Origin of the sequence: Haemophilus haemolyticus (genome assembly GCF_003352385.1) — a bacterium.
GTDB classification, from domain to species: domain Bacteria; phylum Pseudomonadota; class Gammaproteobacteria; order Enterobacterales; family Pasteurellaceae; genus Haemophilus; species Haemophilus haemolyticus_I.
Genome location: NZ_CP031243.1, coordinates 1644727 through 1669203, shown reverse-complemented (window position 1 = coordinate 1669203; position 24477 = coordinate 1644727). Strand labels below are relative to the sequence as shown.

Genomic DNA, 24477 nt, shown 5'->3' with positions numbered 1-24477 from the left:
TTTTCTTTTACTTATTGAAATACACTTTTTTTAATGCCATCTCTAAACCGCGAAATTCAGCTAGACCTTTTAACCGACCAATGGCAGAGTAGCCAGGATTGGTTTTTTTACGTAAATCATCCAACATTTGATGCCCATGATCTGGGCGCATTGGGATTAAACGTGTTTCTCCTTGGCTTAATCGACGATATTCTTCGTTTAATAAAGCTTTTACTACATTAAACATATCTACGTCTCCCTCTAGATGAGCTGCTTCATGGAAGGTTAGTGGATTATCTTCACGTTGAGTAGAACGTAAATGAGCGAAGTAAATACGATCTGCAAATTGTTCTGTCATTTTTACGAGATCATTATCGGAACGTACGCCATAAGAACCAGTACACATTGTAAAACCATTTGCTGGTAATGGTTGAGTTTCTACAAACCATTGCATATCTTCAATAGTTGAAACTATGCGTGGTAAGCCTAAGATTGGGCGCGGAGGATCGTCTGGATGAATCGCCATTTTGATTCCTACTTCTTGGGCAACAGGTACGATCTCATTTAAAAAATAAGCCAAATGCGTACGGAATTTTTCGGGTGAAATATCTTTATAGCGATCTAATTGAGTTTGAAATTCATCAAGAGTGTAACCTTCTTCTGCCCCAGGTAAGCCTGCAATAATATTGCGAGTTAATTGCGCTATATCTTGCTCTGACATCTTGTCATAATAGGTTCTGGCAGCAATTTGTTCTTCTTGATTATAGGTTTTTTCTGCATCAGGACGTTTTAGAATATGAAGTTCAAATGCGGCAAAAGCGATATGATCAAAGCGTAATGCTTTAGAACCATCTGGTAATTCATAAGCAAGATCGGTACGAGTCCAGTCTAAAACTGGCATAAAATTGTAACAAACAGTGTCAATTCTGCATTGAGCAAGATTGCGAAGAGTTTGTTTGTAGTTATTAATCCATTTTTGATAATTTCCAGTCTGAGTTTTAATCTCTTCATGAACTGGTACACTTTCCACTACTGACCAGCTTAAACCAGCATTCTCTATTTCAGTTTTGCGTTTTTTAATTTCTTCAATACTCCATATTTCACCGTTAGGAATATGGTGAAGTGCAGTGACTATACCAGTTGCGCCTGCTTGACGAATATCAGATAAAGAAACAGGATCTTTTGGTCCATACCAACGCCATGCTTGTTCCATTTTTAACTCCTATGTTATTACAAGTATTTAGATACCTACAACAACTGGATTTGTATTGAATAGGTATCCATCAAAATGTGGATCTTCTACATCAGATAATTCAAATAATTTTACTTTTACATTTTCTAAGTGTTGCCACATAGCTTTTCTAGCTTCATTAGCATTTTTCTTTTGAATAGCAGATAAAATTGTTTGATGATCTTCTATCCATAAATGATGATAATCATTTTGTAAAATACGAGAATGTAATTGTGCCCACATCGCACTATTAAAGCGATATTGCCACAATTGTTCTTGTAATTTGACTAACACATCATTTTGTGTAATTTCTGCAAGTGCCAAATGAAAATCTTTGTCTGCACTATAGTCATCTTGATTCTGAGTAAGTAATTCTTTCTCTCGATTCAGTATTTGTTTTAAATTTAAAATATCTTTTTTAGTCGCTTGTAACGCTGCAAATTCAGCAATACTACTTTCTAATAGTTGTCTAGCTTGTAAAAGTTCAAATGGACCTACATCTGGTAAATCTGAATGTTCCATATGTATTGATTCGGGGGTTCTTACTACATAAACGCCTGAGCCTTTTTTTACCTCTACTAACTTTTCTACTTCTAACATAACCATTGCTTCTCTAACAATAGTTCTACTTACACCAAATTTTTCAGAAATTTCTCGTTCTGTAGGGAGTTTGTCTCCAATGCTATAAATTCCTTGAGAAATATCTTGTTTTAGCAATTGACCGATTCGGGTATATGTTCTATTTACTATATTTTCCATATTTTTCCTTAAATTGGTATTCCAATTTTTTATTTTTGTGATGTAGTTCACAAAAATAGATATTTGGTATTCCAAAAAGAGTTTTTATGTTTCATAATCATATCATAGTTAAACATAACAAGTAATTTTATTCTGTCAATGGCATATAAGGAGTCTAAACATGGCGGAGCAAATCAAAGCAATATGCTTAGAAAAACCAAACAATGTAGTTGTTAAAGAAGTGCCTTATCCCGAAAAAAGTGATAATGATGTACTTATCCAGGTAGAATCAATGGGGATTTGTGGTTCTGATATTGGTGCATATAGAGGAACTAATCCATTAGTAACTTATCCAAGAATACTTGGGCATGAAATTGTAGGGAGAGTAATTGAAAGTGGAATTGGTATGCCAGGTGGGGTGGGGGTTGGAGACCGAGTAATTGTTGATCCTTATGTTTTTTGTGGTCAATGCTATCCTTGTTCAATTGGTAGAACCAATTGTTGTGAATCATTAAAGGTAATTGGTGTTCATATTGATGGAGGTATGCAAGAGGTAATTAGACATCCCGCTCATCTTTTAACTAAAGTCCCAGATAACCTACCGATTCATCAATTACCTTTAGCTGAACCTTTAACAATAGCTTTACACGCTTTACATAGAACAACTCTAAAATCAGGAGAACACATAGTAATTGTTGGAGCTGGTGCGATTGGGTTAATGGCTGCATTAGCAGCGGTTCAATATGGAGCGATCCCAATTTTAGTTGATATTTTAGATCAACGTCTTGAGTATGCGAAATCCTTGGGAATTGAACATATTGTAAATCCGCATAAGGAGGATGACATTAAAAGAATTAAGGAAATTACAAGTGGTCGTATGGCTGAAGTTGTTATGGAGGCATCTGGAGCTAATATTTCTATCAAAAATACTCTGCATTATGCCTCCTTTGCAGGAAGAATTGCTTTAACAGGATGGCCAAAAACAGAAACTCCATTACCAACAAATTTAATTACCTTTAAAGAATTGAATATTTATGGTTCTAGAACAAGCAAGGGGGAATTTGAGGAGGCATTGGATATGCTTGCTACTAATAAAATTAATGCATCTCATATCATTACTAAGTGTATCAAATTTGAAGAAATTCCTAGTTTTATTTCTGATTTATCTGATCATCCAGAAAATTATTTAAAAATTAATGCAGTTTTCTAAAAAACATAATCAATAAGGAGAAGGTTATGAAGTCAATTAAAGGCTTAGGTAAATTATTACTTGCTTCAAGTATATTGTTTAGTAGCAGTGCATTTGCAAAAACAATTATTAAGTTAGGACATTATAATTCTGATATGCATCCATCACATATTGCATTACAGGAATATTTTAAGAAAACAATTGAAAATGAAACAAATCATAGATATGAGATTAGACTTTATCCTAATAATCAACTTGGCGGTGAAGATCAAATTGTAAATGGATTACGTAATGGCACTATAGAAGCAGGTATTACAGGTTTATTATTGCAAAATGTAGATCCTATTTTTGGAGTTTGGGAATGGCCTTATTTATTTAAGGATAATCAAGAGGCTAAAAAAGTATTGGAATCTCCAATCGCAAATAAAATTGGCCAAAAAATGGAGAAGTATGGAATTAAATTACTTGCCTATGGTATAAATGGATTTCGTGTTATTTCATCTAATAAAAAATTAGAGAAATTTGACGATTTTAAAGGTTTACGTTTAAGAGTTCCGCTGAATTCACTTTTTGTTGATTGGGCTAAAGCAATGAATATAAATCCACAAAGCATGCCGCTCAGTGAAGTTTTTACTGCATTAGAACAAAAGGTAATTGATGGTCAAGAAAATCCGTATATGTTAATTAAAGACTCTGGGTTATATGAAGTACAAAAATATATTATCCAAAGTAACCATATTTTCTCTCCAGGATTATTGCAAATTAGCTTAAAAACTTGGAATAAAATTCCAAAAGAAGATCAAATTATTTTTGAAAAAGCGGCTAAATTGTATCAAGAGAAAGAGTGGGAATTAGCAATTAAAACAGAATTAGAAGTTAAAGATTATCTAGCTAAACATGGAAATGAAATTATCGTACCAAGTGAAGTATTTAAAAATGATATGGTGAATGCATCTAAGGTGCTTTATGATAGTTTTTATAAAAAATATGATTGGGCTAAGGATGTAGTTCAAAAAATTAATGAAGCTAAATAATTAATAAGATCCCCTATGTTCAATTTTATAAATTGCTCATGGGGGATAAAGAAGGAGCTTGTTTTATGAAAATAGCAAAGTATTTAGACAAAGCATTAGAATATCTTTCTATCTTAGCATTAGTTATTATGATTTCTCTCGTGTTTTTTAATTCTGTCTTGAGGTACTTCTTCGATTCTGGAATTGCATTTTCTGAAGAGTTTTCTAGGATTTGTTTTGTATATATGATTTTCTTTGGGATTATCCTTGTTGCCAAGGATAAAGCTCATCTTACTGTTGATATTATTATTTCTTCGTTGCCTGAAAAGTATAGAAAAATAGTCTTAATAGTTGCAAATATATGTGTCCTAATTGCAATGATTTTTATAGCTTATGGTGCATTACAACTGATGTCTTTGACCTATACTCAACAAATGCCAGCTACAGGTATATCTTCATCTTTTTTATATTTAGCTGCTGTTATATCTTCCGTATCTTACTTTTTTATCGTCATGTTTAGCATGATTAAAGATTATAAAGAATCCTCTGATAAATAGGAGCTTATAATGTTACTATTATTTTTGTGTAGTTTATTCTTATTGTTATTTCTTGGTGTACCTGTAGCACTATCAATGCTGTTGAGTGCGAGTATTATGCTATATCATCTTGATATGTTTGATACGCAATTAATTACAGAAAACTTTGTGATGGGAACGAATAATTTTCCTTTGATGGCTATTCCTTTCTTTATGCTTACTGGAGAAATAATGAAGCATGGAGGAATTTCTGAACGAATCATTAATTTTGCAACAAGTATGGTTGGTCATATTAAAGGTGGTTTAGGTTATGTTGCAATCATCTCTGGGTTGATATTTGCAGGGTTATCTGGTTCTGCGGTAGCGGATACGGCCGCATTAGGTGCAATACTAATTCCTATGATGATTTCTAAAAAATATGATGGTGCTCGTTCCACAGGATTAATTTGTGCTGCAGGTATTATTTCAGTTGTTATTCCTCCAAGCATTCCTATGATCATTTATGGTATTACTGCTGGGGCATCTATCACTAAATTATTTATGGGGGGAACTGTACCAGGCTTATTAATGGTCGTTGGATTATGGGTTACTTGGAAAATTTTGTATAGAAATAATGATACAAGTCTAGAAAGAAAACAAACTGGCAAAGAAAGATGGGTTGCTTTTAAAAAAGCATTTTGGCCTTTATTATTACCTATCATTATTATTGTGGGATTAAGAGGAGGAATTTTTACTCCAACAGAAGCTGGAGTTGTTGCTGCAATTTATGCTGGCATAGTAAGTATTGCTTATAAAGGCTTAACATTTTCTAAATTGAAAGACGTCTTCATTGGTACCATCAAAACAACATCAATGGTAATGTTTGTTGCTGCATCAGCAATGATATCTGCTTTTGCGATTACAGTTGCTCAAATTCCAACAGAATTAGTCCAAACGATTAAAGGATTAACTGATAGTCCGACAATTTTAATGTTTATTATAATGCTATTTTTATTACTTGTTGGATGTGTAATGGATTTAATTCCTGCGGTATTAATCTTTGTTCCAGTCTTATTACCAGTGTTAAGAGCATATAATATTGATATTGCGTATTTCGGAATCATGATGGTGATTAATTTATCTATAGGATTAATAACACCGCCCGTGGGAACAGTTTTGTATGTAGGCTCAGGGATATCAAAATTAGGGATAGGTGCATTATCCAAAGGAATTGCTCCATTCTTATTTGTTTACGCAATTATTATGATGTTGATCGTATTTTTTCCTGAAATTGTAATTGTTCCAATGAATTGGTTATCTTGATTTATTAGGAAGTTACATCATGAAAAAAATAGCATTTATCGGCGAGTGTATGATTGAGCTCAATGGGAAACCCTTTGCGGAAATGTGGCAAAGTTATGGTGGTGATACCTTAAATTCTGCAACTTATCTTAGCCGAGTAAGTTCATCAAAAGAGATTCAAGTTCATTATGTCTCTGCATTAGGAACTGATAATTTAAGTAAACAAATGCTTAAATATTGGCAAGCTGATGGCATCCAAACAAATTGGGTTTTACAGGATGAACAGCATCAACCAGGTCTTTATTTAATCCAATTAGACGCTCAAGGAGAACGCACGTTCCTTTATTGGCGTAATCAATCTGCAGCACATTATATGGTTCAACATCCTGATTTTGCTAAGGTTATTGCAGAACTTCAGCAAGTTGATGTGATTTATTTAAGTGGTATTTCATTAGCAATCTTACCGAAAAATGACCGCACTTTTTTAATTGAGCAATTATCTTCTTTAGCTAAAAAAGGCACAGAAATTGTTTTTGATAGTAATTATCGCCCTGCACTTTGGGGTTCATTAGAAGAAGCTCAAGATTGTTATTTGCAGCTTTTACCTAGTGTCAATATAGCTTTGGTGACTTTTGATGATGAACAAGCATTATGGAAAGATAAAACATCTAGGGATACTTTAGAACGATTACATAAAATTGGTATACCAAAAGTGATTGTGAAGTGCGGTAAGAATGGTGCTATTTTTTCAGATAGGTATTTATCTCAATATGGGCAAGTGATGCCTGAACCTATTTTAAATGTAGTGGATACAACCTCTGCTGGTGATTCTTTTAATGCTGGATTTCTGAACGGTTATTTACGAAATAAATCTCTCGAAATTTGTTGTCAGCAAGGCAATCGTATTGCTGGCATCGTCATTCAGCATAAAGGTGCGATTATAGATAAAGTCGCAACGTCTCATCTTCAATCTGAATTTAATTAATGGAGTTTACTATGAATATTGCAGCAAACCATAACTTAGAAAATAAGCTAATTGTAATCACGGGGGCTGGTGGAGTGTTATGTTCATTTCTAGCCAAGCAGTTAGCATATACTAAAGCTAATATTGCCCTGTTAGATTTGAATTTCGAGGCAGCAGACAAAGTAGCAAAGGAAATTAACCAATCAGGTGGAAAAGCAAAAGCTTATAAAACTAATGTGTTAGAACTTGAAAATATTAAAGAAGTGCGTGATCAAATAGCTATTGATTTTGGCACTTGTGATATTTTAATTAATGGTGCTGGTGGGAATAATCCAAAAGCGACAACAGATAATGAGTTCCATCAATTTGATTTAAATGAAACGACAAGAACATTCTTTGATTTAGATAAATCTGGTATAGAATTTGTATTTAATCTCAATTACTTAGGTTCATTATTACCAACCCAAGTTTTTGCAAAAGATATGCTTGGTAAACAAGGGGCAAATATTATTAATATTTCCAGTATGAATGCCTTTACGCCACTCACAAAGATACCTGCTTACTCTGGTGCAAAAGCTGCAATCAGTAATTTTACTCAATGGCTTGCTGTATATTTCTCAAAAGTTGGTATTCGTTGTAATGCTATAGCACCAGGATTTTTAGTTAGTAATCAAAATCGCGCTTTATTATTTGATGCAGAAGGTCATCCAACCGCTCGCGCAAATAAAATCCTAACTAATACACCAATGGGACGTTTTGGTGAGCCAGAAGAATTGCTCGGTGCATTACTTTTCTTAATAGATGAGCATTATTCTGCTTTTGTCAATGGGGTAGTTTTACCTGTTGATGGTGGTTTTTCAGCGTATAGTGGAGTCTAATAGGAGAAAATTAAAATGTCATACACAACTCAACAAATTATTGAAAAACTTCGTGAACTCAAGATTGTGCCTGTAATTGCGTTGGATAATGCAGAAGATATTTTGCCGCTAGCAGATACGTTGGCTAAAAATGGTTTACCTGTGGCGGAGATTACTTTCCGTTCTGAAGCTGCGGCAGATGCAATTCATTTACTGCGTACTCATCGACCCGATTTTTTGATTGCTGCAGGCACAGTTTTAACTGCGGAACAAGTAGTTTTAGCTAAAAGTAGCGGAGCAGATTTTGTGGTTACTCCTGGGTTAAATCCAAAAATTGTGAAATTATGTCAAGATTTGAATTTTCCAATAACACCGGGGGTGAATAATCCTATGGCAATTGAAACTGCATTAGAAATGGGAATTTCGGCGGTAAAATTTTTCCCTGCGGAGGCTTCAGGCGGAGTGAAAATGATTAAAGCATTGCTCGGTCCTTATGCTCAGTTACAGATCATGCCGACTGGTGGTATAGGGCTTCATAACATAAGGGATTATCTCGCTATTCCTAATATTGTTGCTTGTGGAGGCTCTTGGTTTGTGGAGAAAAAATTGATTCAATCTAAAAATTGGGATGAAATTGGACGATTGATCAGGGAAGTAATTGATATTATTAAATAAATTTATTTCTTTAAAGAGCAAAGTGCGGTCTATTTAGACCGCATTTTTTGATTAAGCTTTTTTCAAAAATTCGGATTTCAACATGATTTTGCCGCAATCGACGTTATGATCGCCATTTACTAAGCGGATGTTTTTGAATTTTGTACCTTTTTTCAATACTTCTGATGAACCTTTTAATTTTAAATCTTTAATCAAAAGTACATCATCACCATCCGCAAGCAAATTCCCATTGCTGTCTTTTACGATGAGTTGATCGTCATCTGATTCTTGAATTTCATTATTGTCCCATTCATTACCGCAATCAGGGCAAACAAAATTAATTGAATCGTGGTAAACGTATTCACTTTGACATTTTGGGCAATTAGGCATTTGATCCATTGGGTTTTCCTTCTTGATTACATATAATAGGCGCGCGAGTATAGCAAAAAAGATATCTTTCGCCAAAGCGTGAAAGTTTTTGATGAATTTTTGAGGAAAATGTATGAAAAAACAAATTCTTGCCTTAGTTTGTGGCGTGATGTTTAGTAGTTCGACTTGGGCACACAATTTGCAATTAGAGCAATCTTTACCATCGGTAAAAGTGAGTGAGTACGGTGAAATTGTACTTTCTGGAAAAGATATCGAGTTTCAACCTTGGGGTTCTGCGGGATTAGCGGGTAAAGTGCGTGTAGTCCATCATTTGGCTGGTAGAACTGCAGCAAAAGAGAAAAATCAGCCAATGATTGATGCGATAAAAGCATCTCATTTTAATCCTGTAAAATACCAAACAACGACTATTATTAATGCTGATGATGCGATTGTTGGTACTGGTATGTTTGTAAAAAATAGTGCACAAAAAGGAAAACAGGAAAATCCACATAGCCAGGTTGTATTAGATGATAAAAGTGCGGTGAAAAATGCTTGGGGATTAAATCCTAAAGATAGTGCAATTATTGTGTTAGACAAAATGGGAAAAGTAAAATTTGTGAAAGAAGGAAAATTGTCTGATAGCGATATTCAGGCTGTTATTTCACTGGTGAATGGATTAACCAAATAATGTAATAAAAAGTAAAAATCCCTAAGCCTTTCGACTTAGGGATTTTTTAATTCTGATGGCGGAGGAATAGGGATTCGAACCCTAGGAGGGCGTAAACCCTCGCCGGTTTTCAAGACCGGTGCCTTCAACCACTCGACCATTCCTCCGTGATTGATGGGCGTAGTATAATGAATATTTTATTGATGTAAACAGAAATCTCATGATTTAAGTTTAGGTGATGATAATTTATTCATTTTGATGAAATTAATTCTATCAATACCATTGACTTTTTTACCCCTAGCCCTTACTTTACAGAAGACTTTTTACTTATTTTACAAGGAGCTTTTATGCAATCACGTCTTATTGTGGATGCTCAGCAGGAATCGCTACTCAGCACACATAAAGTGTTGCGTAACACGTATTTTTTATTGGGATTAACCATGGCATTTTCAGCGGTTGTTGCATTTATTTCAATGAGCCTAAACTTGCCATATCCAAATATTATTGTGTTACTAGTAGGTTTTTATGGCTTACTTTTCTTAACAAATAAATTAGCTGATCGCCCTGCTGGTATTTTGGCGGCCTTTGCTTTCACCGGATTTATGGGATATACCATCGGGCCAATTTTAAATATGTATGTGGCACGTGGAATGGAAGATTTGATTATGCTTGCATTCGCAGGAACTGCTATCGTATTTTTCGCGTGTTCCGCTTATGTATTGACTACGAAAAAAGATATGTCATTTTTATCAAGCGCAATGTTCGCATTATTTATTGTGTTATTACTTGGTATGGTGGCAAGTTTCTTCTTCCAAATTCCTGCGTTATCAGTCGCAATTAGTGCATTATTTGTTGTGTTCTCTACAATGACTATTTTGTATGAAACCAGTAATATCATCCATGGTGGTGAAACGAATTACATTCGCGCAACCGTGAATATTTATGTTTCAATCTACAATTTATTCTTGAGTTTATTAAGATTACTTTCTATCTTCTCAAGCGATGAATAATGATTGAATTTTGACGTTGTGACCCCACTTTTCAGTGGGGTTATTTTTTTGGAATAGGCAATGGAAAAACAAATTTTTGAACATTCAGTTAATGTAGAGGAAGAACACTATCAGCCCAAGCAAGAATTCCATAATATGGAAGCAAAGCTAGATGAAGCGTTGGACGGAGAGTTACTTGATGCTCAACTTGAACAAGCATTGAAACCAAAATCCAGTTTTAGAAAAACTTTATTAAAATTTACCGCACTTTTATTTGGTGCAGCGACAGTTGCGCAATCCGTGCAGTGGATTTGGGATAGCTATCAACAACATCAATGGATTTATCTTGCTTTTGCTTTAGTCAGTTTAATTGTCATTTTATTGGGTATTAAAGAGATTATTGGTGAGTGGCGACGTTTAGTTTGTTTAAAAAAACGTGAGCAATTGCAACAACAAAGTCAGCAGATCTGGTTGGAAAGTGCGGTAAAAAATGGTGATGTTTTTTCCGTTCATAACGCAGAAAAAAGTAAAATTCTTTGCTTAGATATTGCAAAATCTCTACGTTTGGAAAATGATTCTCCAGCAGTAATTCAATGGCAACACCAATTAAATGAAGCTTATTCAGCGCAAGAAATTACGCATTTATTCAGTCGTCATGTTTTGTCTTCTTTTGATGCACAAGCTAAAAAATTGATTAGTAAAATGGCTGCTGAATCAGCTGTGATTGTCGCGATTAGTCCACTTGCTGTAGTAGATATGTTTTTTATTGCGTGGAGAAATCTTCGATTAATGAATAAGATTGCTGAAATTTATGGAATTGAATTAGGGTATTTTTCGCGTATTCGATTGTTAAGAATGGTATTGGTCAATATCGCTTTTACTGGGGCAACCGAAGTAGCACAAGATATTGGAATGGATTGGCTTTCTCAAGATGTGACAGCAAAACTTTCTGCGCGTATAGCTCAAGGAATCGGCGTGGGATTGCTCACTGCTAGATTAGGCGTGAAAGCAATGGAGCTTTGTCGCCCATTAGCATTTCAATTAAATGAAAAACCAAAGCTCTCACATATTCAACAGGAATTACTTAGCTCGGTGAAAGATATTGTTCTCGGTAAAAACAAAATTTACAAAAAGGAGCAAATCTGATGGAAATCGAGGTTGTTTATCAACATAGCGATTTTATTATTATCAACAAGCCTGAAGGTATTAGTGTTCATAAAGATCAAGAAGAACAAGGCTTAACAGAACTTGTTGCAAAACAATTGAATGTGCCTCAAGTATGGTTAGTTCATCGCTTGGATAAAGTGACGTCGGGGCTATTAATTTTGGCGCTGAATGCTGAAAGTGCGGCTGAATTTTCACGACTTTTTTCTGAACATAAAATTCATAAAACGTATCTGGCATTAAGTAACCAAAAGCCTAAAAAGAAACAAGGATTGATCATTGGGGATATGAAGAAAGCCCGAGATGGCGCATGGAAACTTTGCCAAACAAAAGATAATCCCGCAATTACGCGTTTTGCAAGTGTAAGCTGTGAGCCTAATTTACGTTTATTTATTTTAAAACCACAAACGGGGAAAACGCATCAATTACGTGTTGCGATGAAAAGTTTAGGTAGTCCGATTTTAGGCGATGGGCTTTATGGTAAAAACACTGAAAAAATTGACCGCACTTATTTGCATGCTGCTCAATTGGAATTTGATTATTTGAATGATTTTATTTCGGTAACTTGTTTACCCTCTCAAGGTCAATTTTGGATTAAATCCAGTGTGTTTGAGCAAATTAAGGCTTATCTGGCAAAGCCGTTTTTATCAAAATAGAAATCTCTGTATAATAAAGACAATTTTACTCTTTAATAGGAACAAAAATGAAATTTATCTCTTTTAATATAAATGGTTTACGTGCTCGCCCACATCAACTTGAAGCCATTATTGAAAGATATCAGCCAGATGTAATCGGCTTGCAAGAAATTAAAGTCGCTGATGAGGCTTTTCCTTATGAAATTACAGAAAACTTAGGTTATCACGTATTTCATCACGGACAGAAAGGTCACTATGGCGTAGCATTATTGACTAAACAAGAACCTAAAGCGGTTCGTCGTGGTTTTTCAACTGACAATGAAGATGCGCAAAAACGCATTATTATGGCTGATCTTGAAACTGAATTTGGTTTGTTGACTGTCATTAATGGCTATTTCCCTCAAGGGGAAAGCCGTGCGCACGAGACTAAATTTCCAGCTAAAGAGAAATTTTATGCAGATCTTCAAAAATATTTAGAAACAGAACACGACAAATCGAATCCTATTTTAATTATGGGCGATATGAATATTAGCCCAAGTGATTTAGATATTGGTATCGGAGATGAAAATCGTAAACGTTGGTTACGCACGGGGAAATGTTCTTTCTTACCTGAAGAACGAGCGTGGTATCAACGTTTATATGATTACGGATTAGAAGATAGTTTCCGTAAGCTAAACCCAACAGCAAATGATAAATTCTCGTGGTTTGATTACCGTTCTAAAGGTTTTGATGATAATCGAGGTTTACGAATTGATCATATTTTAGTAAGTCAAAAATTAGCTGAACGCTGTGTCGATGTGGGCATAGCATTGGATATTCGAGCTATGGAAAAACCTTCTGATCATGCACCGATTTGGGCTGAATTTAAATAGGAAAGCGAAATGGATATGGCAAATTGGCAGAATTATCGTTCTACCGTGAATGGTATGCCTGCCGTGTTTACCGCAAATATTGAAGATGTTGAAAAATATCACGGTAAAGATCTCGATAAAATAGTGCAATTCACTATCGCTTATAAAGCAGATGATGAAACCGGTTTGCCTTCAGAAGTTGAGTACGATAAGTTAATTAATCGTGTATTTAAAATTCTGGCGCAATTAACCGCACTTCCGAATGTATTTTTTGCAGGACATTTTATTTGTAATTCCCAAGCGAAAATGCATTTTTACTGTGAGCATGAAAATCTTGTTGTAGAAACTTTACAACAAATTGATTTTGTTAAAGATATTAATGTACAAAAGGATTTAAGTTGGGATACTTATTTTGACTTTTTGCTCGCTTCACCATTAGAGATTAAGTTAAATGCAACGGAAGAGTTACTTGATTTATTGAAAAATAAAGGTCGTGATTTAAGTGATACATATCTGGTAGAGCATAGTTTTCATTTTGATGAAGAAGAAAAAATGTTTCCTTTTATGGATGAACTTAGTTTAGGGGATTATTCTTTCACGACATTACAATATTCCGCACAAGCTATTCAGTTTAATGAAGATGATGAACCTTATTTCTTGGTGAAATTAGAGCAAGAAATTTCATTAGATAATGGTGAAATTTTTGAACAAGTAGAACGGTTTGAAAAACTGGCTGGACAATTTGCGGGAGAGTATATCGGCTGGGAATGTGATTCTTTGATGGATTCTAATAAGCAGTTGAATTAGTTTTTTAGATACTCGTAAGTCATAAAAAAAGAGAGATATTTATCTCTCTTTTTTTAATGTAATTTAACTTTTCGGCGTATTTTACGCATTAATAAAAATACCCATGGCCATAATATTCCTGACGCTAAAGCCCCAAAGATTTCTTGCCAGTTAAAAAATGCGGTATGCAGGGAGAATTCGACTAAGAAAATAGCTAATCTAACAATAAATATAAACGCAATCACTAAAAGGCTTTGAAACCAAAGCGATAAATTTCTTAGTACCAGATAGTTTTTTGCCACCAAATAAATTGTCACAGAAAGGACTAGGGCATGAATACCCAATGTGGAACCTAGGATTAAATCCCATACCAGACCCAATAAAAATGCCCATCCAATACTGACTTTATTTGGAATAGCCAGAACCCAGTAAAGTAAAACGAGAACTAACCAAGCAGGCTTAAATGCCTGAAAACCAAGTGGCCAGGGTGCGAGTTCTAGCACTAATGCCACGACAAAGAAGCTTAAAATTGTGAGCCATTGTAGAATAAAGCGAGTTTGCATTAGTCTTCTTCCCTATGTTCTTGTTGTTCTGACGGTACAGCTTCTTCATTTTGTGGTGCATCGGTTGGAATTTCAGGTTCAACCGTTGATTTATCCTTATTTTCTTGAAGATTATCGTCTGTTAATGGGGCTTTTTTTACTTTGTAATCAGCTTCATTTGCTTGGCTTTCTAAACGTTTTTGCACTAAATTACGCACTTCTTCTGGAGACATCGATTTTACTTTAGACATATCTAAATTGCTTGGCCAAAGAAGTAATACATAGCGCAAGCGTTCAAGGGCGGCGAGAGGTTTAGCTTTGACAGTCGCAAAGTAATTGGAACCATCTCGTGAAACACTTTGTACAACCGCTACTGGATAGCCTTCAAGGAAACGGCCACCAAGACCAGACGTTACAAGTAAGTCGCCTTTCTCAATATCCACAGAACGAGGTACATTATCAAGAGTTAGCTCATCAGTATGCCCAGTTCCACTTGCAATGACGCGAACATCGTTACGTAGAACTTGTACTGGAATAGAATGAGTGACATCAGTTAAGAGTAATACTCGGCTGGTATTCTCACCCACAGAAATAATTTGACCAATGACGCCTTTTTCATCAATTACAGGTTGGCCTACATATGCACCGTCTTTTTCGCCTTGGTTAATAACAATTTGTTGACGATAAATATCAGTTTCTGCAGTTAAAATTTCCGCAATCTTTTTGTATTCATCTGTGCGTAAAGGGGAGTTTAACAATAAACGTAAACGCTGATTCTCGACTTTGAGTTGATCTAGTAAGAGTAAATCTGCATTTTTTTCACGTAATTGTTCGCGTAATACTTTATTTTCGATTTGTAATTTACTTGTATCCACTAAATTATCTGATACCCCATCTAATACGGTACGAGGGCTATTGGCAAGATAATAGAGCCCACCCACTGCAGTTTCCATGGCGCTGCGAGCTTTAGTCATTGAATTAGTTTGACCATCAGCTAAGATTAAAGAAAGGGAAGCTGCTACAGCTAATAATAACCGAATGCCAAGCGGGGGGCTTTACCGAAAATAGGCTTCATTAAGCGTCCTACGTTGAGATAAAAAGATTAAAAGGAAAAGTGCGGTCATTTTTAACCGCACTTTTTATTTTTGTTCTAAATTAAATTTCGTCACTAAAAATATCGCCACCGTGCATATCGATCATTTCTAATGCTTCACCACCACCGCGAGCAACACAGGTTAATGGATCTTCAGCAATGATGACTGGCACTCCCGATTCTTTAGAAAGGAGAATATCGATATTGCGTAGTAGTGCACCACCACCAGTTAATACCATACCACGCTCAAAAATGTCTGCTGCATGTTCTGGCTGACATTCTTCAAGTGCGGTTCGAACGGCTGCAACAATACCATTTAAGGGCTGTTGAATAGCTTCTAACACATCACGTGAGGTTAAGGTGAATGAACGAGGCGCACCTTCTGCAAGATTGTGACCATGCACTTCCATTTCTTTAATTTCATCACCTTCTTGAATATAGGCTGTACCGATTTCTTGTTTGATTCGTTCTGCCGTTGGTTCACCGATAACAGAACCAAAAGTGCGGCGAACATAAGAAATGATCGCTTCATCAAAACGGTCACCACCGATACGAACTGAAGAAGAATATACGATACCGTTTAAAGAAATAACAGCGACTTCAGTCGTACCACCACCGATGTCAATTACCATGGAACCAACCGCAGTAGAAACGGGTAATTTAGCGCCGATTGCGGCTGCCATTGGTTCTTCAATTAAATATACTTCACGCGCACCAGCACCGATTGCGGATTCTTTAATTGCACGACGTTCTACTTGTGTTGCACCAGCAGGCACACAGACAAGTACACGAGGGCTTGGGCGCATAAAATTACCGCTGTGAACTTGTTTGATAAAGTATTGCAACATTTTTTCTGTAACAAAGAAATCTGCGATTACGCCATCTTTCATTGGGCGAATGGCAGCGATGCTTTTTGGTGTACGTCCAAGCATTAATTTTGCTTCTTTACCTACAGCCGCGATGCTTTTTAGTGAACCAACGCGATCTTGTCGAATGGCAACAACCGAAGGCTCATCTAAGACAATACCTTGACCTTTCACATAAATTAATGTGTTTGCAGTACCTAAGTCGATAGAAAGATCGTTTGAGAAAAGTCCACGAATTTTTTTAAATAACATAATTATCCTATTTCTAAAATCAGAGTTAATTTTGCTTGGCTGAAAAAAGTGAAATTATCTCATTGCCAAGCACGCAAAAAATTGTGCTAAATGTACCAAAAAATGCGTTGAAATTACAGTTGTTTTTCGTGTTTTTTACATTAGTTGCCACTGACCTTTATCTTGCAAAATCAGTTGTTGTTGATGTAATGCTTTTAGCGTTGAACGGTGGCCAACACTGATTAGCGTGGTTTTTGGTAGCTCTTGTTTTAATAGTTGATACATCGCAAATTCTAAACCTTCGTCCATACTTGCTGTGGCTTCATCTAAGAAGGCTACGGCAGGCTTGTGTAGAATCAAACGCGCAAACGCTAAACGCTGTTGCTCACCAAGAGAAAGAATACGCGTCCAGTCTTGTTCTTTTTCTAATTGTTCAGCCAAATGTCCCAGTTGCACTTTGTTTAATATTTCTACCGCTTGCGTATGTGAAATATTGTCTGGCTTATTGGGATAAGTTAATGCTGAAATCAAATTTCCTTGTGGCAAATAGGGTTTTTGCGATAAGAAAAGTTGACTGTTTATTGGACAAATTACTTCACCTTCTGCGTAGCTCCAGAGCCCAGCGATTGTTCGTAAAAGTGTCGTTTTCCCTGCACCAGATTTTCCTTGAATGAGTAAACTACTTCCTTGTGGTAGCGTAATATTGAGATTTTCTACCAGTGTGTGGCCTAATGGATTTTTAATACTTAAGTTTTTGAAAATCACATCTGTGGGGTGATTGTGGATTTGTGTTTGCGATTCATGATTCACCATTTCAATGGCATAGCTGAAACCGGTTAAACGATCGAGCGTTGCTTTATATCCAGCAAAACTATCGTAAGTATTACGGAAAAATGAAAGATTACTGTGCAATTTTCCAAATACTTGTAAAGTTTGCATTAAATCACCGAGTTTTATTTGTTTTTCAAAGTAACGTCCAACTTGAATTAACAATGGGAAAACAACAGAAACCTGGCTTACGACTAAGTTAAATCCTGAAAATTTTAGCGTTCTAAATACTATGACCCACATGTTATGGATGACAGCATTGAATTGTTGATAAAGCTGATTTTTTTCTACCTTTTCACCTGCATAAAAAGCAATACTTTCGGCATATTCTTTTATGCGAATTAAAGAATAACGATAGTTTGCGTTTAAGCGTTCATTAATAAAATTCAAAGAGATTAATGGACGACCGAGCCAAAATGCAATGAGGGTAGTGAAAATGACATAGCCAAATACTAAGAACACCATCATATGTGGAATTTCCACGCCAAGTATCATCATTGGACCGGCTAATCCCCATAACAAAATCGTGTAAGAGATCATCGAGGTGACCGCATCAATGACTCCAGTGCTTAAAGAAAGCGTGGTTTTTACATAAGATTGGACATCTTGTTGAATACGTTGATCGGGGTTATCTAGATTTTCTGATAAATACTGTGTTTTGTAATAGGCGCGATGTGCCATCCATTTATCAACAAGCTGTTCGTTAAGCCACTCAATCCAGTTGATGACGAAACGTTGCTCTAAATAATAGCTTACTAATGCTGCTGAAACAGAGCTTGCGGCAATGACGCAGAACAAGCCCATTTGTTGCCAAAATACATGTTCATTAAATTCTTGCAATGATGTGTACATATTTTTGTACCACTCAGAATGTACAAGACTGATACGTACGCTGAGTAATGTCATCGCAACAATAAGTAGAAAGAATAGGATCGGTTTTATGCTACGTTTAGGTGAAAGATAGCCACCTGCAAACATCCAAAATTGTTTTCCCCATTGGGTAAAACGCACCAAAAGAAAAATGCCAAAACTAAAGACGACAGAGGTGATGGCTAGCGTTTGTAAAATCCAAATAAGAGAAGTAATGGCTTCTTGGCCGTAATCCATAAATATTCCATCCGAGATAAAAGTGCGGTGAAAAATAACCGCACTTTTTGTAAAAGGTCAAAAATTTTCGGTATTGTAGAGTCTATGTTCAATTTCGCAAGAAAAAATGTGACGAACGTATCATTTTTTGAGTTTGGTTAAGGTTTTCAAAAAACAACTTGGATATAATCCGAAGGAGTTAAATTTCATTTTTAAGGGGTCAATATGAGTGATATTGCAATCACGATTAGTCTTCTTGCCCTTGTTGCCGTAATCGGTTTATGGATCGGGCATTGGAAGATTCGTGGGGTTGGACTTGGCATAGGTGGTGTGCTGTTTGGCGGCATTATTGTTGCCCATTTTACTAGTCAATATGGCTTGAAACTGGATGCGCATACGCTGCATTTTGTGCAAGAATTTGGTCTAATTTTATTTGTTTACACTATTGGTATTCAGGTTGGGCCGGGCTTTTTTTCTTCTTTACGAAAATCTGGTTTAAAGCTAAATGCCTTTGCTATTTTGATTGTTTTACTGGGTTCTGTTGCGGTGGTTCTTGTACATAAAATTACAGATGTTCCACTTGATATTGCCTTAGGTATTTATTCTGGTGCTGTCACCAATACGCCTGCGTTGGGGGCTGGACAGCAAATTCTGGCAGAATTAGGGGTACCTCAAACCACTGTAACTATGGGGATGTCTTATGCAATGGCTTATCCATTCGGTATTTGCGGTATTTTGCTTGCAATGTGGTTAATCCGCTTGTTTTTTAAAGTTAAAGTGGACGATGAAGCCGCTCGTTTTAATGCTGAGAGCGGTCAAGAAAAAGAAAGTTTACATAATATTTCTTTAAAAGTGACTAATCAAAATTTGGACGGTTTGACATTAATCCAAATTCCTGGGTTTAGCGATGAAGAAGTCGTATGTTCGCGTTTAAAACGCGATGATATGGAAATCGTTCCAAAGGCAAGTACTGAGATTCGTACCAACGATATTTTACAACTAGTTGGGGATGATAATTCGCTTGCCAAAATGCGTTTGATTATCGGGCACGAAGTTGATGCACCAACCGTTGCCTATAGTGGCGAAATTCGTTCCGAGCGAGTGGTAGTGACGAACGAAAAAGTCTTAGGTAAAAAGATCCGCACGTTGGGGATTCATCAAAAATATGGGGTTGTGATTTCACGTTTAAATCGTGCAGGTATTGAGCTAGTTCCAACGGGAAATACCACACTGCAATTTGGCGATGTGCTACATATGGTCGGACGCAGTGATGTACTAAATCAAGCCATTTCAGTCATTGGCAATGCACAACAAAAATTGCTTCAAGTGCAAATGTTACCAGTGTTTATCGGCATTGGTTTAGGTGTGCTTGTAGGCTCGATTCCATTTTATATTCCAGGGTTCCCTGTTGCGTTAAAATTAGGGCTTGCCGGTGGACCATTGGTGGTTGCGTTGATCTTAGCGAGAATTGGCACGATTGGTAAACTTTACTGGTTTATGCCACCTAGTGCTAACTTGGCATTGCGTGAAATAGGGATTGTCCTTTTCTTAGCAGTGGTAGGTTTAAAATCAGGTGGAAGTTTCTTTGATACCTTGTTGAATGGCTCTGGTCTTGAATGGATGGGATACGGTATTTTTATCACCTTTATTCCATTAATGATTACTGGTGTTTTGGCTCGTCTATATGGCAAACTGAATTACCTCACAATCTGTGGTTTACTTGCCGGTTCCATGACAGATCCTCCCGCTTTAGCATTTGCTAATGAAATTAAAGAAGATAACGGTGCGGCCGCACTTTCTTATGCCACTGTGTATCCATTGGTGATGTTCTTGCGGATAATGTCACCACAATTATTAGCAGTGCTATTGTGGGCAGCATAGCCAAAATAAGTTCAATTTATACAAACAAAAGCGCGGTTAATTTCGCGCTTATTTTTTGCGTGGATTTTGCGCGAGAGAGTATTCAATGATAGAATCTCGCACTTTTATTGCGAAGCGAGAACAAAATGGCATTAGTTGAATTTTTGATGAAAACCTTAGATGGGTTAAAGGGAACAGATATTGTACATTTTGATGTACGTGGAAAATCATCGATTACCGATAATATGATTATTTGCACGGGTACATCGAGCCGCCAAGTTTCTGCAATGGCAGATAATTTAATTACAGAATGTAAAAAAGCAGGTTTTGAAACTTTTGGTGAAGAAGGTAAAAATACTGCGGATTGGATTGTAGTGGATCTTGGTCAAGCAATCGTACATATCATGCAACGTGACGCGCGTGAAATGTATCAATTAGAGAAACTTTGGACGTAAATTTTAGTAAAGTGCGGTGAAAAATAACCGCACTTTTTAGATAAGGATGACTTGTGAAAATCACGTTAATTGCTGTCGGAACAAAAATGCCTTCTTGGGTTACAACGGGTTTTGAGGAATATCAACGCCGTTTCCCAAAAGATATGCCTTTTGAACTGATTGAAATCCCGGCAGGCAAGCGTGGAAAAAATGCTGATATTAAACGTATTTTAGAACAAGAAGGCAAAGCGATGTTAGCTGCCTGTGGAAAAGGTAAAGTCGTGACGTTAGATATTCCAGGTAAACCTTGGACCACCCCGCAGTTAGCCGAGCGATTAGAAGCATGGAAAAACGATGGCCGTGATGTATGTTTGTTGATCGGTGGGCCAGAGGGGCTTTCATCTGAATGTAAAGCGGCCGCAGAGCAAAGCTGGTCGCTTTCACCATTGACATTACCTCACCCACTTGTTCGAGTTGTAGTGGCAGAAAGCTTGTATCGTGCGTGGTCGCTCACGACTAATCATCCTTATCACCGAGAATAGTAAATCCTCATTTTAGTCAGATGAATTTAAAACGATTCTTCAATACGCCAACTCATGAATCGTTCCGCGATAAAAAAGCGGAGCGTAACCTTTTTGCACGCCGAACTTTAGTGGCTTTTTTGGGGATTTTGCTATTAACAGGCGTGTTATTCACCAATATTTATCAGCTACAGATTGTTAATTTCGATACTTACCAAACGCGTTCTAATGGTAACCGAATTAAATTATTACCTTTACCTCCAACGCGAGGTTTAATCTATGATCGTTACGGTAAATTATTAGCCGAAAATCTTACTTTTTTTGGTTTATATATTGTGCCAGAAAAAACCGAAAATTTAGACCGCACTTTAGATGAATTACGCTACATTGTGGGATTGACGGATAACGATATTGAAAATTTTAAAAAGGAACGTCGTCGCGGAACGCGTTACACGCCTATTTTATTGAAACCTAATTTAACAGAAGAACAAATCGCACGTTTTGCAGTGAGTGGCTATCAATACCCGAGTTTAGATGTACGTCCTTATTTCAAACGCTATTACCTATATGGCGAGATTATGACTCATATTTTAGGTTATGTGGGAAAAATCAATGATAAAGACGTTGAACGTTTGAAAAAAGATGAAAAATTTGCCAATTATTCTGGTAGCAATGATATGGGCAAATTGGGGATTGAACGCTATTACGAAGATGAGCTACATGGCACCACAGGTTTTGAAGAAGTAGAAATCAACAACCGCGGTAAAGTTATTCGTAAGTTACGTGAACAACCTTCAGTTGCAGGAAAAAGTATTTATCTTACTATTGATTTAGAGTTGCAGCGTTACATCACAGATCTTTTGGCTGGGCAAAAAGGTGCGATTGTTGTATTGGATCCGAAAGATAGTGGTGTGCTGGCTATGGTGTCCACGCCAAGTTATGACAATAATTTGTTTGTTGATGGTATTTCGTCAGAAGATTATAAGCGCCTATTAAATGATCCCGCTCGTCCGCTTTATAGTCGTGCGACCCAAGGTGTGTATCCTCCTGCTTCTACGGTGAAACCTTTTATTGCGGTAGCCGCACAAACTGAAAATGTGATTAGCCAAAATACGACGATTTTTGACCCTGGCTATTGGGTATTGCCAAATACGACTAAGCGATTCAGAGATTGGAAAAAGAGCGGTCATGGTTATACAGATTTAAATAAAGCAATTACAGAATCATCCGATACTTATTTTTACCAAGTCGCTCATAGTATGGGAATTGATCGTCTTTCTGATTGGATGAAACGCTTTGGTTTCGGCATGCCAACAGGTATTGAAATTCAGGAAGAAGCGGCTGCCAATATGCCAAGTCGTGAATGGAAACAAAAACGCTATAAACGTCCTTGGGTATTGGGTGATACGATTTCAGTTGGTATTGGGCAAGGTTATTGGACTGCTACGCCGTTACAAGTAGCAAAAGCAACAGCAATATTAGTCAATAACGGTAAAGTAAATACACCACATTTAATGAAAGCTATTGAAGGTGCGGAATTATCACCTTATAAAGATCCATTGATTTATCCTGATATTAGTGAGCCAAAACAAAATTATTGGGATGCAGCAAAACGTGGAATGTATAATGTTGTTAATTCTGCAGCAGGCTCTGGACGAAAGGCATTTGCCGGTGCTAATTATAGAGTTGCGGGTAAGTCGGGTACGGCACAAGTTTTTAGTCTCAAAGAAAATGAAAAATACAATGCGGCTGAATTGAAAAAAGAATTGCACGATCACGCATGGTTTACCTCATATGCACCTTATGAAAACCCTAGATTGGTTGTGACAGTTATTTTAGAGAATGCGGGTGGTGGTTCAAGTAATGCCGCACCGTTAGCGCGTAAAGTGATGGATTACTATTTAAATCAGCGTTTACCACAAGTTGAAAAATATAATGCAACCATTCAGCAAAAAGAAGATTTACCACAAGAGAGCGAGCAGATAAATGGAAGATAAAATCCCTTTCTGGTTGCGCGCATGGCAACGTTTGCATATTGATTTTTGGCTTTTTATTGGCTTAGTTGCAATAACAGCCTATGGCATGCTTGTGCTTTATAGTGCCACTGGTGCGAGTGAAACCATGTTTAATAACCGGATTATTCAGGTTTTTCTTGGATTTACTGTTATGCTCGTCATGGCACAATTTCCACCTAAATTTTATCAACGTATTGCGCCTTATCTTTACTTAATAGGCTTTATCATGTTGATTTTAGTGGATGCTATTGGAACAACGAGTAAAGGTGCACAGCGTTGGCTTGATCTCGGATTTATTCGTTTTCAGCCATCTGAAATTATAAAGCTTGCGGTACCATTAATGGTCGCTGTGTATTTAGGTAATCGACCACTTCCACCTAAATTAAGTGAAACATTTATTGCGATTGCAATGATTATGATTCCGACTTTACTTGTAGCTATACAACCTGATTTAGGCACATCAATTTTGGTAAGTGCGTCAGGTTTATTTGTAGTATTTTTAGCGGGAATGAGTTGGTGGCTAATTTTAGCAGCAGTGATTGGCTTAGCTGGATTTATTCCGATCATGTGGCTATATCTAATGCACGATTATCAACGTACTCGCGTTCTCACATTATTGGACCCAGAAAAAGATCCTCTCGGTGCTGGCTATCATATTTTACAATCAAAGATTGCGATTGGTTCTGGTGGCCTTTGGGGAAAAGGCTGGATGCAGGGTACGCAATCCCAGCTTGAATTTTTACCTGAACCTCATACAGATTTTATTTTTGCTGTAATGAGTGAAGAACATGGAATGGTTGGTTTTCTTATTTTGATCTCCATTTATATGTTCATTATTATACGTGGTTTGATAATTGCCGTGAACGATCAAACTTCTTTTGGGCGAATTCTTGCTGGTGCAACGACGTTAATTTTCTTTGTTTATGTGTTTGTTAACATAGGCATGGTAAGTGGTATTTTGCCTGTAGTGGGGGTACCATTACCTTTATTCAGCTATGGTGGCACTTCTTACGTTGCTATTATGGCTGCTTTTGGCTTGGTGATGTCAGTTCATACACATCAAGTAAAATTTATTAAAGGGAACTAATTTCATTTTTG

General features: G+C 36.6%; 24 protein-coding genes, 1 tRNA gene and 1 pseudogene. 18 read left to right on the top strand and 8 right to left on the bottom strand.

Annotated elements, in window-relative coordinates; genetic code table 11:
- Window positions 1-7 precede the first annotated feature (7 nt).
- Complete coding sequence (gene uxuA / locus DV428_RS08090; RefSeq protein WP_114909346.1) at window positions 8-1192, bottom strand: mannonate dehydratase; 1185 nt, start codon at window positions 1190-1192, stop codon at window positions 8-10.
- 27 nt (window positions 1193-1219) lie between these two features.
- Entirely contained in the window at window positions 1220-1969 is a 750-nt protein-coding gene (locus DV428_RS08085) for a GntR family transcriptional regulator (RefSeq protein WP_005687499.1), read from the bottom strand.
- A 160-nt stretch (window positions 1970-2129) separates the two neighbouring features.
- Here DV428_RS08085 and DV428_RS08080 point away from each other — a divergent pair, with 160 nt between their 5' ends.
- The 7 genes from DV428_RS08080 to DV428_RS08050 are packed head-to-tail and all read left to right on the top strand — an operon-like array spanning window position 2130 to window position 8463.
- Complete coding sequence (locus DV428_RS08080) at window positions 2130-3158, top strand: zinc-binding dehydrogenase (RefSeq protein WP_114909345.1); 1029 nt, start codon at window positions 2130-2132, stop codon at window positions 3156-3158.
- A gap of 26 nt (window positions 3159-3184) precedes the next feature.
- On the top strand, window positions 3185-4171 hold the full coding sequence (locus DV428_RS08075) for a DctP family TRAP transporter solute-binding subunit (RefSeq protein WP_114909344.1): 987 nt from the start codon (window positions 3185-3187) through the stop codon (window positions 4169-4171).
- 38 nt (window positions 4172-4209) lie between these two features.
- On the top strand, window positions 4210-4707 hold the full coding sequence (locus DV428_RS08070; protein ID WP_081277682.1) for a TRAP transporter small permease: 498 nt from the start codon (window positions 4210-4212) through the stop codon (window positions 4705-4707).
- Between the two features lie 9 nt (window positions 4708-4716).
- Window positions 4717-5988, top strand: coding sequence for a TRAP transporter large permease (locus DV428_RS08065; RefSeq protein WP_005668000.1), 1272 nt, complete (start codon window positions 4717-4719; stop codon window positions 5986-5988).
- Between the two features lie 19 nt (window positions 5989-6007).
- Complete coding sequence (locus DV428_RS08060) at window positions 6008-6952, top strand: sugar kinase (RefSeq protein ID WP_114909343.1); 945 nt, start codon at window positions 6008-6010, stop codon at window positions 6950-6952.
- An 11-nt stretch (window positions 6953-6963) separates the two neighbouring features.
- Complete coding sequence (locus tag DV428_RS08055; RefSeq protein ID WP_162790802.1) at window positions 6964-7809, top strand: SDR family oxidoreductase; 846 nt, start codon at window positions 6964-6966, stop codon at window positions 7807-7809.
- 15 nt (window positions 7810-7824) lie between these two features.
- Window positions 7825-8463 (top strand): bifunctional 4-hydroxy-2-oxoglutarate aldolase/2-dehydro-3-deoxy-phosphogluconate aldolase, encoded by a 639-nt coding sequence (locus DV428_RS08050; RefSeq protein WP_114909341.1) that lies wholly within the window; start codon window positions 7825-7827, stop codon window positions 8461-8463.
- A gap of 51 nt (window positions 8464-8514) precedes the next feature.
- Here DV428_RS08050 and DV428_RS08045 read toward each other — a convergent pair whose 3' ends face one another.
- Window positions 8515-8841, bottom strand: coding sequence for a zinc ribbon domain-containing protein YjdM (locus tag DV428_RS08045; protein ID WP_005628024.1), 327 nt, complete (start codon window positions 8839-8841; stop codon window positions 8515-8517).
- Between the two features lie 103 nt (window positions 8842-8944).
- On the opposite strand from DV428_RS08045, the gene DV428_RS08040 reads away from it, so the two are divergent.
- On the top strand, window positions 8945-9499 hold the full coding sequence (locus tag DV428_RS08040; RefSeq protein WP_114909340.1) for a YtfJ family protein: 555 nt from the start codon (window positions 8945-8947) through the stop codon (window positions 9497-9499).
- 56 nt (window positions 9500-9555) lie between these two features.
- Here DV428_RS08040 and DV428_RS08035 read toward each other — a convergent pair.
- A tRNA-Ser gene (locus DV428_RS08035) sits at window positions 9556-9645 on the bottom strand.
- A 180-nt stretch (window positions 9646-9825) separates the two neighbouring features.
- Between DV428_RS08035 and DV428_RS08030 the strand changes: the two genes are divergently transcribed.
- From DV428_RS08030 to DV428_RS08010, 5 genes are read left to right on the top strand one after another with little or no spacing between them, the layout of a single operon-like run.
- Complete coding sequence (locus DV428_RS08030) at window positions 9826-10488, top strand: Bax inhibitor-1/YccA family membrane protein (RefSeq protein ID WP_005635459.1); 663 nt, start codon at window positions 9826-9828, stop codon at window positions 10486-10488.
- 60 nt (window positions 10489-10548) lie between these two features.
- Window positions 10549-11613 (top strand): YcjF family protein, encoded by a 1065-nt coding sequence (locus DV428_RS08025; RefSeq protein ID WP_114909339.1) that lies wholly within the window; start codon window positions 10549-10551, stop codon window positions 11611-11613.
- The gene (locus DV428_RS08020) at window positions 11613-12287 is read left to right on the top strand and encodes a TIGR01621 family pseudouridine synthase (RefSeq protein WP_114909338.1); all 675 of its coding nucleotides are present in this window, start codon (window positions 11613-11615) and stop codon (window positions 12285-12287) included. The genes DV428_RS08025 and DV428_RS08020 overlap by 1 nt, the downstream gene beginning before the upstream one ends.
- 47 nt (window positions 12288-12334) lie before the next feature.
- Entirely contained in the window at window positions 12335-13138 is an 804-nt protein-coding gene (gene xthA / locus DV428_RS08015; RefSeq protein WP_114909337.1) for an exodeoxyribonuclease III, read from the top strand.
- Between the two features lie 9 nt (window positions 13139-13147).
- Window positions 13148-13924: a TIGR01619 family protein gene (locus DV428_RS08010; RefSeq protein WP_114909336.1), complete on the top strand. Its 777-nt coding sequence runs from the start codon at window positions 13148-13150 to the stop codon at window positions 13922-13924.
- Between the two features lie 53 nt (window positions 13925-13977).
- Here DV428_RS08010 and mreD read toward each other — a convergent pair whose 3' ends face one another.
- The 4 genes and pseudogenes from mreD to DV428_RS07990 all read right to left on the bottom strand — a co-directional run bounded on the left by mreD (window position 13978) and on the right by DV428_RS07990 (window position 18570).
- Window positions 13978-14466, bottom strand: a complete 489-nt coding sequence (gene mreD / locus DV428_RS08005; protein WP_114909335.1) for a rod shape-determining protein MreD — start codon at window positions 14464-14466, stop codon at window positions 13978-13980.
- A pseudogene (gene mreC, locus DV428_RS08000) lies at window positions 14466-15520 on the bottom strand (rod shape-determining protein MreC). Before mreC ends, mreD begins: the two are co-directional and overlap by 1 nt.
- Window positions 15521-15600: 80 nt before the next feature.
- On the bottom strand, window positions 15601-16656 hold the full coding sequence (locus DV428_RS07995; RefSeq protein ID WP_005637582.1) for a rod shape-determining protein: 1056 nt from the start codon (window positions 16654-16656) through the stop codon (window positions 15601-15603).
- A 135-nt stretch (window positions 16657-16791) separates the two neighbouring features.
- A complete protein-coding gene (locus tag DV428_RS07990) occupies window positions 16792-18570 on the bottom strand; it encodes an ABC transporter ATP-binding protein/permease (RefSeq protein ID WP_114909334.1) in 1779 nt (592 codons plus the stop codon).
- Between the two features lie 204 nt (window positions 18571-18774).
- Between DV428_RS07990 and DV428_RS07985 the strand changes: the two genes are divergently transcribed.
- From DV428_RS07985 to rodA, 5 genes are all read left to right on the top strand, one after another.
- A complete protein-coding gene (locus DV428_RS07985) occupies window positions 18775-20430 on the top strand; it encodes a putative transporter (protein WP_114909333.1) in 1656 nt (551 codons plus the stop codon).
- 125 nt (window positions 20431-20555) lie between these two features.
- A complete protein-coding gene (gene rsfS, locus DV428_RS07980) occupies window positions 20556-20864 on the top strand; it encodes a ribosome silencing factor (RefSeq protein ID WP_114909332.1) in 309 nt (102 codons plus the stop codon).
- 53 nt (window positions 20865-20917) lie between these two features.
- Entirely contained in the window at window positions 20918-21385 is a 468-nt protein-coding gene (rlmH, locus tag DV428_RS07975) for a 23S rRNA (pseudouridine(1915)-N(3))-methyltransferase RlmH (RefSeq protein ID WP_114909331.1), read from the top strand.
- A gap of 20 nt (window positions 21386-21405) precedes the next feature.
- Entirely contained in the window at window positions 21406-23361 is a 1956-nt protein-coding gene (gene mrdA / locus DV428_RS07970; RefSeq protein WP_114909330.1) for a penicillin-binding protein 2, read from the top strand.
- On the top strand, window positions 23351-24466 hold the full coding sequence (gene rodA, locus DV428_RS07965; RefSeq protein WP_114909329.1) for a rod shape-determining protein RodA: 1116 nt from the start codon (window positions 23351-23353) through the stop codon (window positions 24464-24466). Before mrdA ends, rodA begins: the two co-directional genes overlap by 11 nt.
- The last annotated feature ends 11 nt before the right edge of the window (window positions 24467-24477 follow it).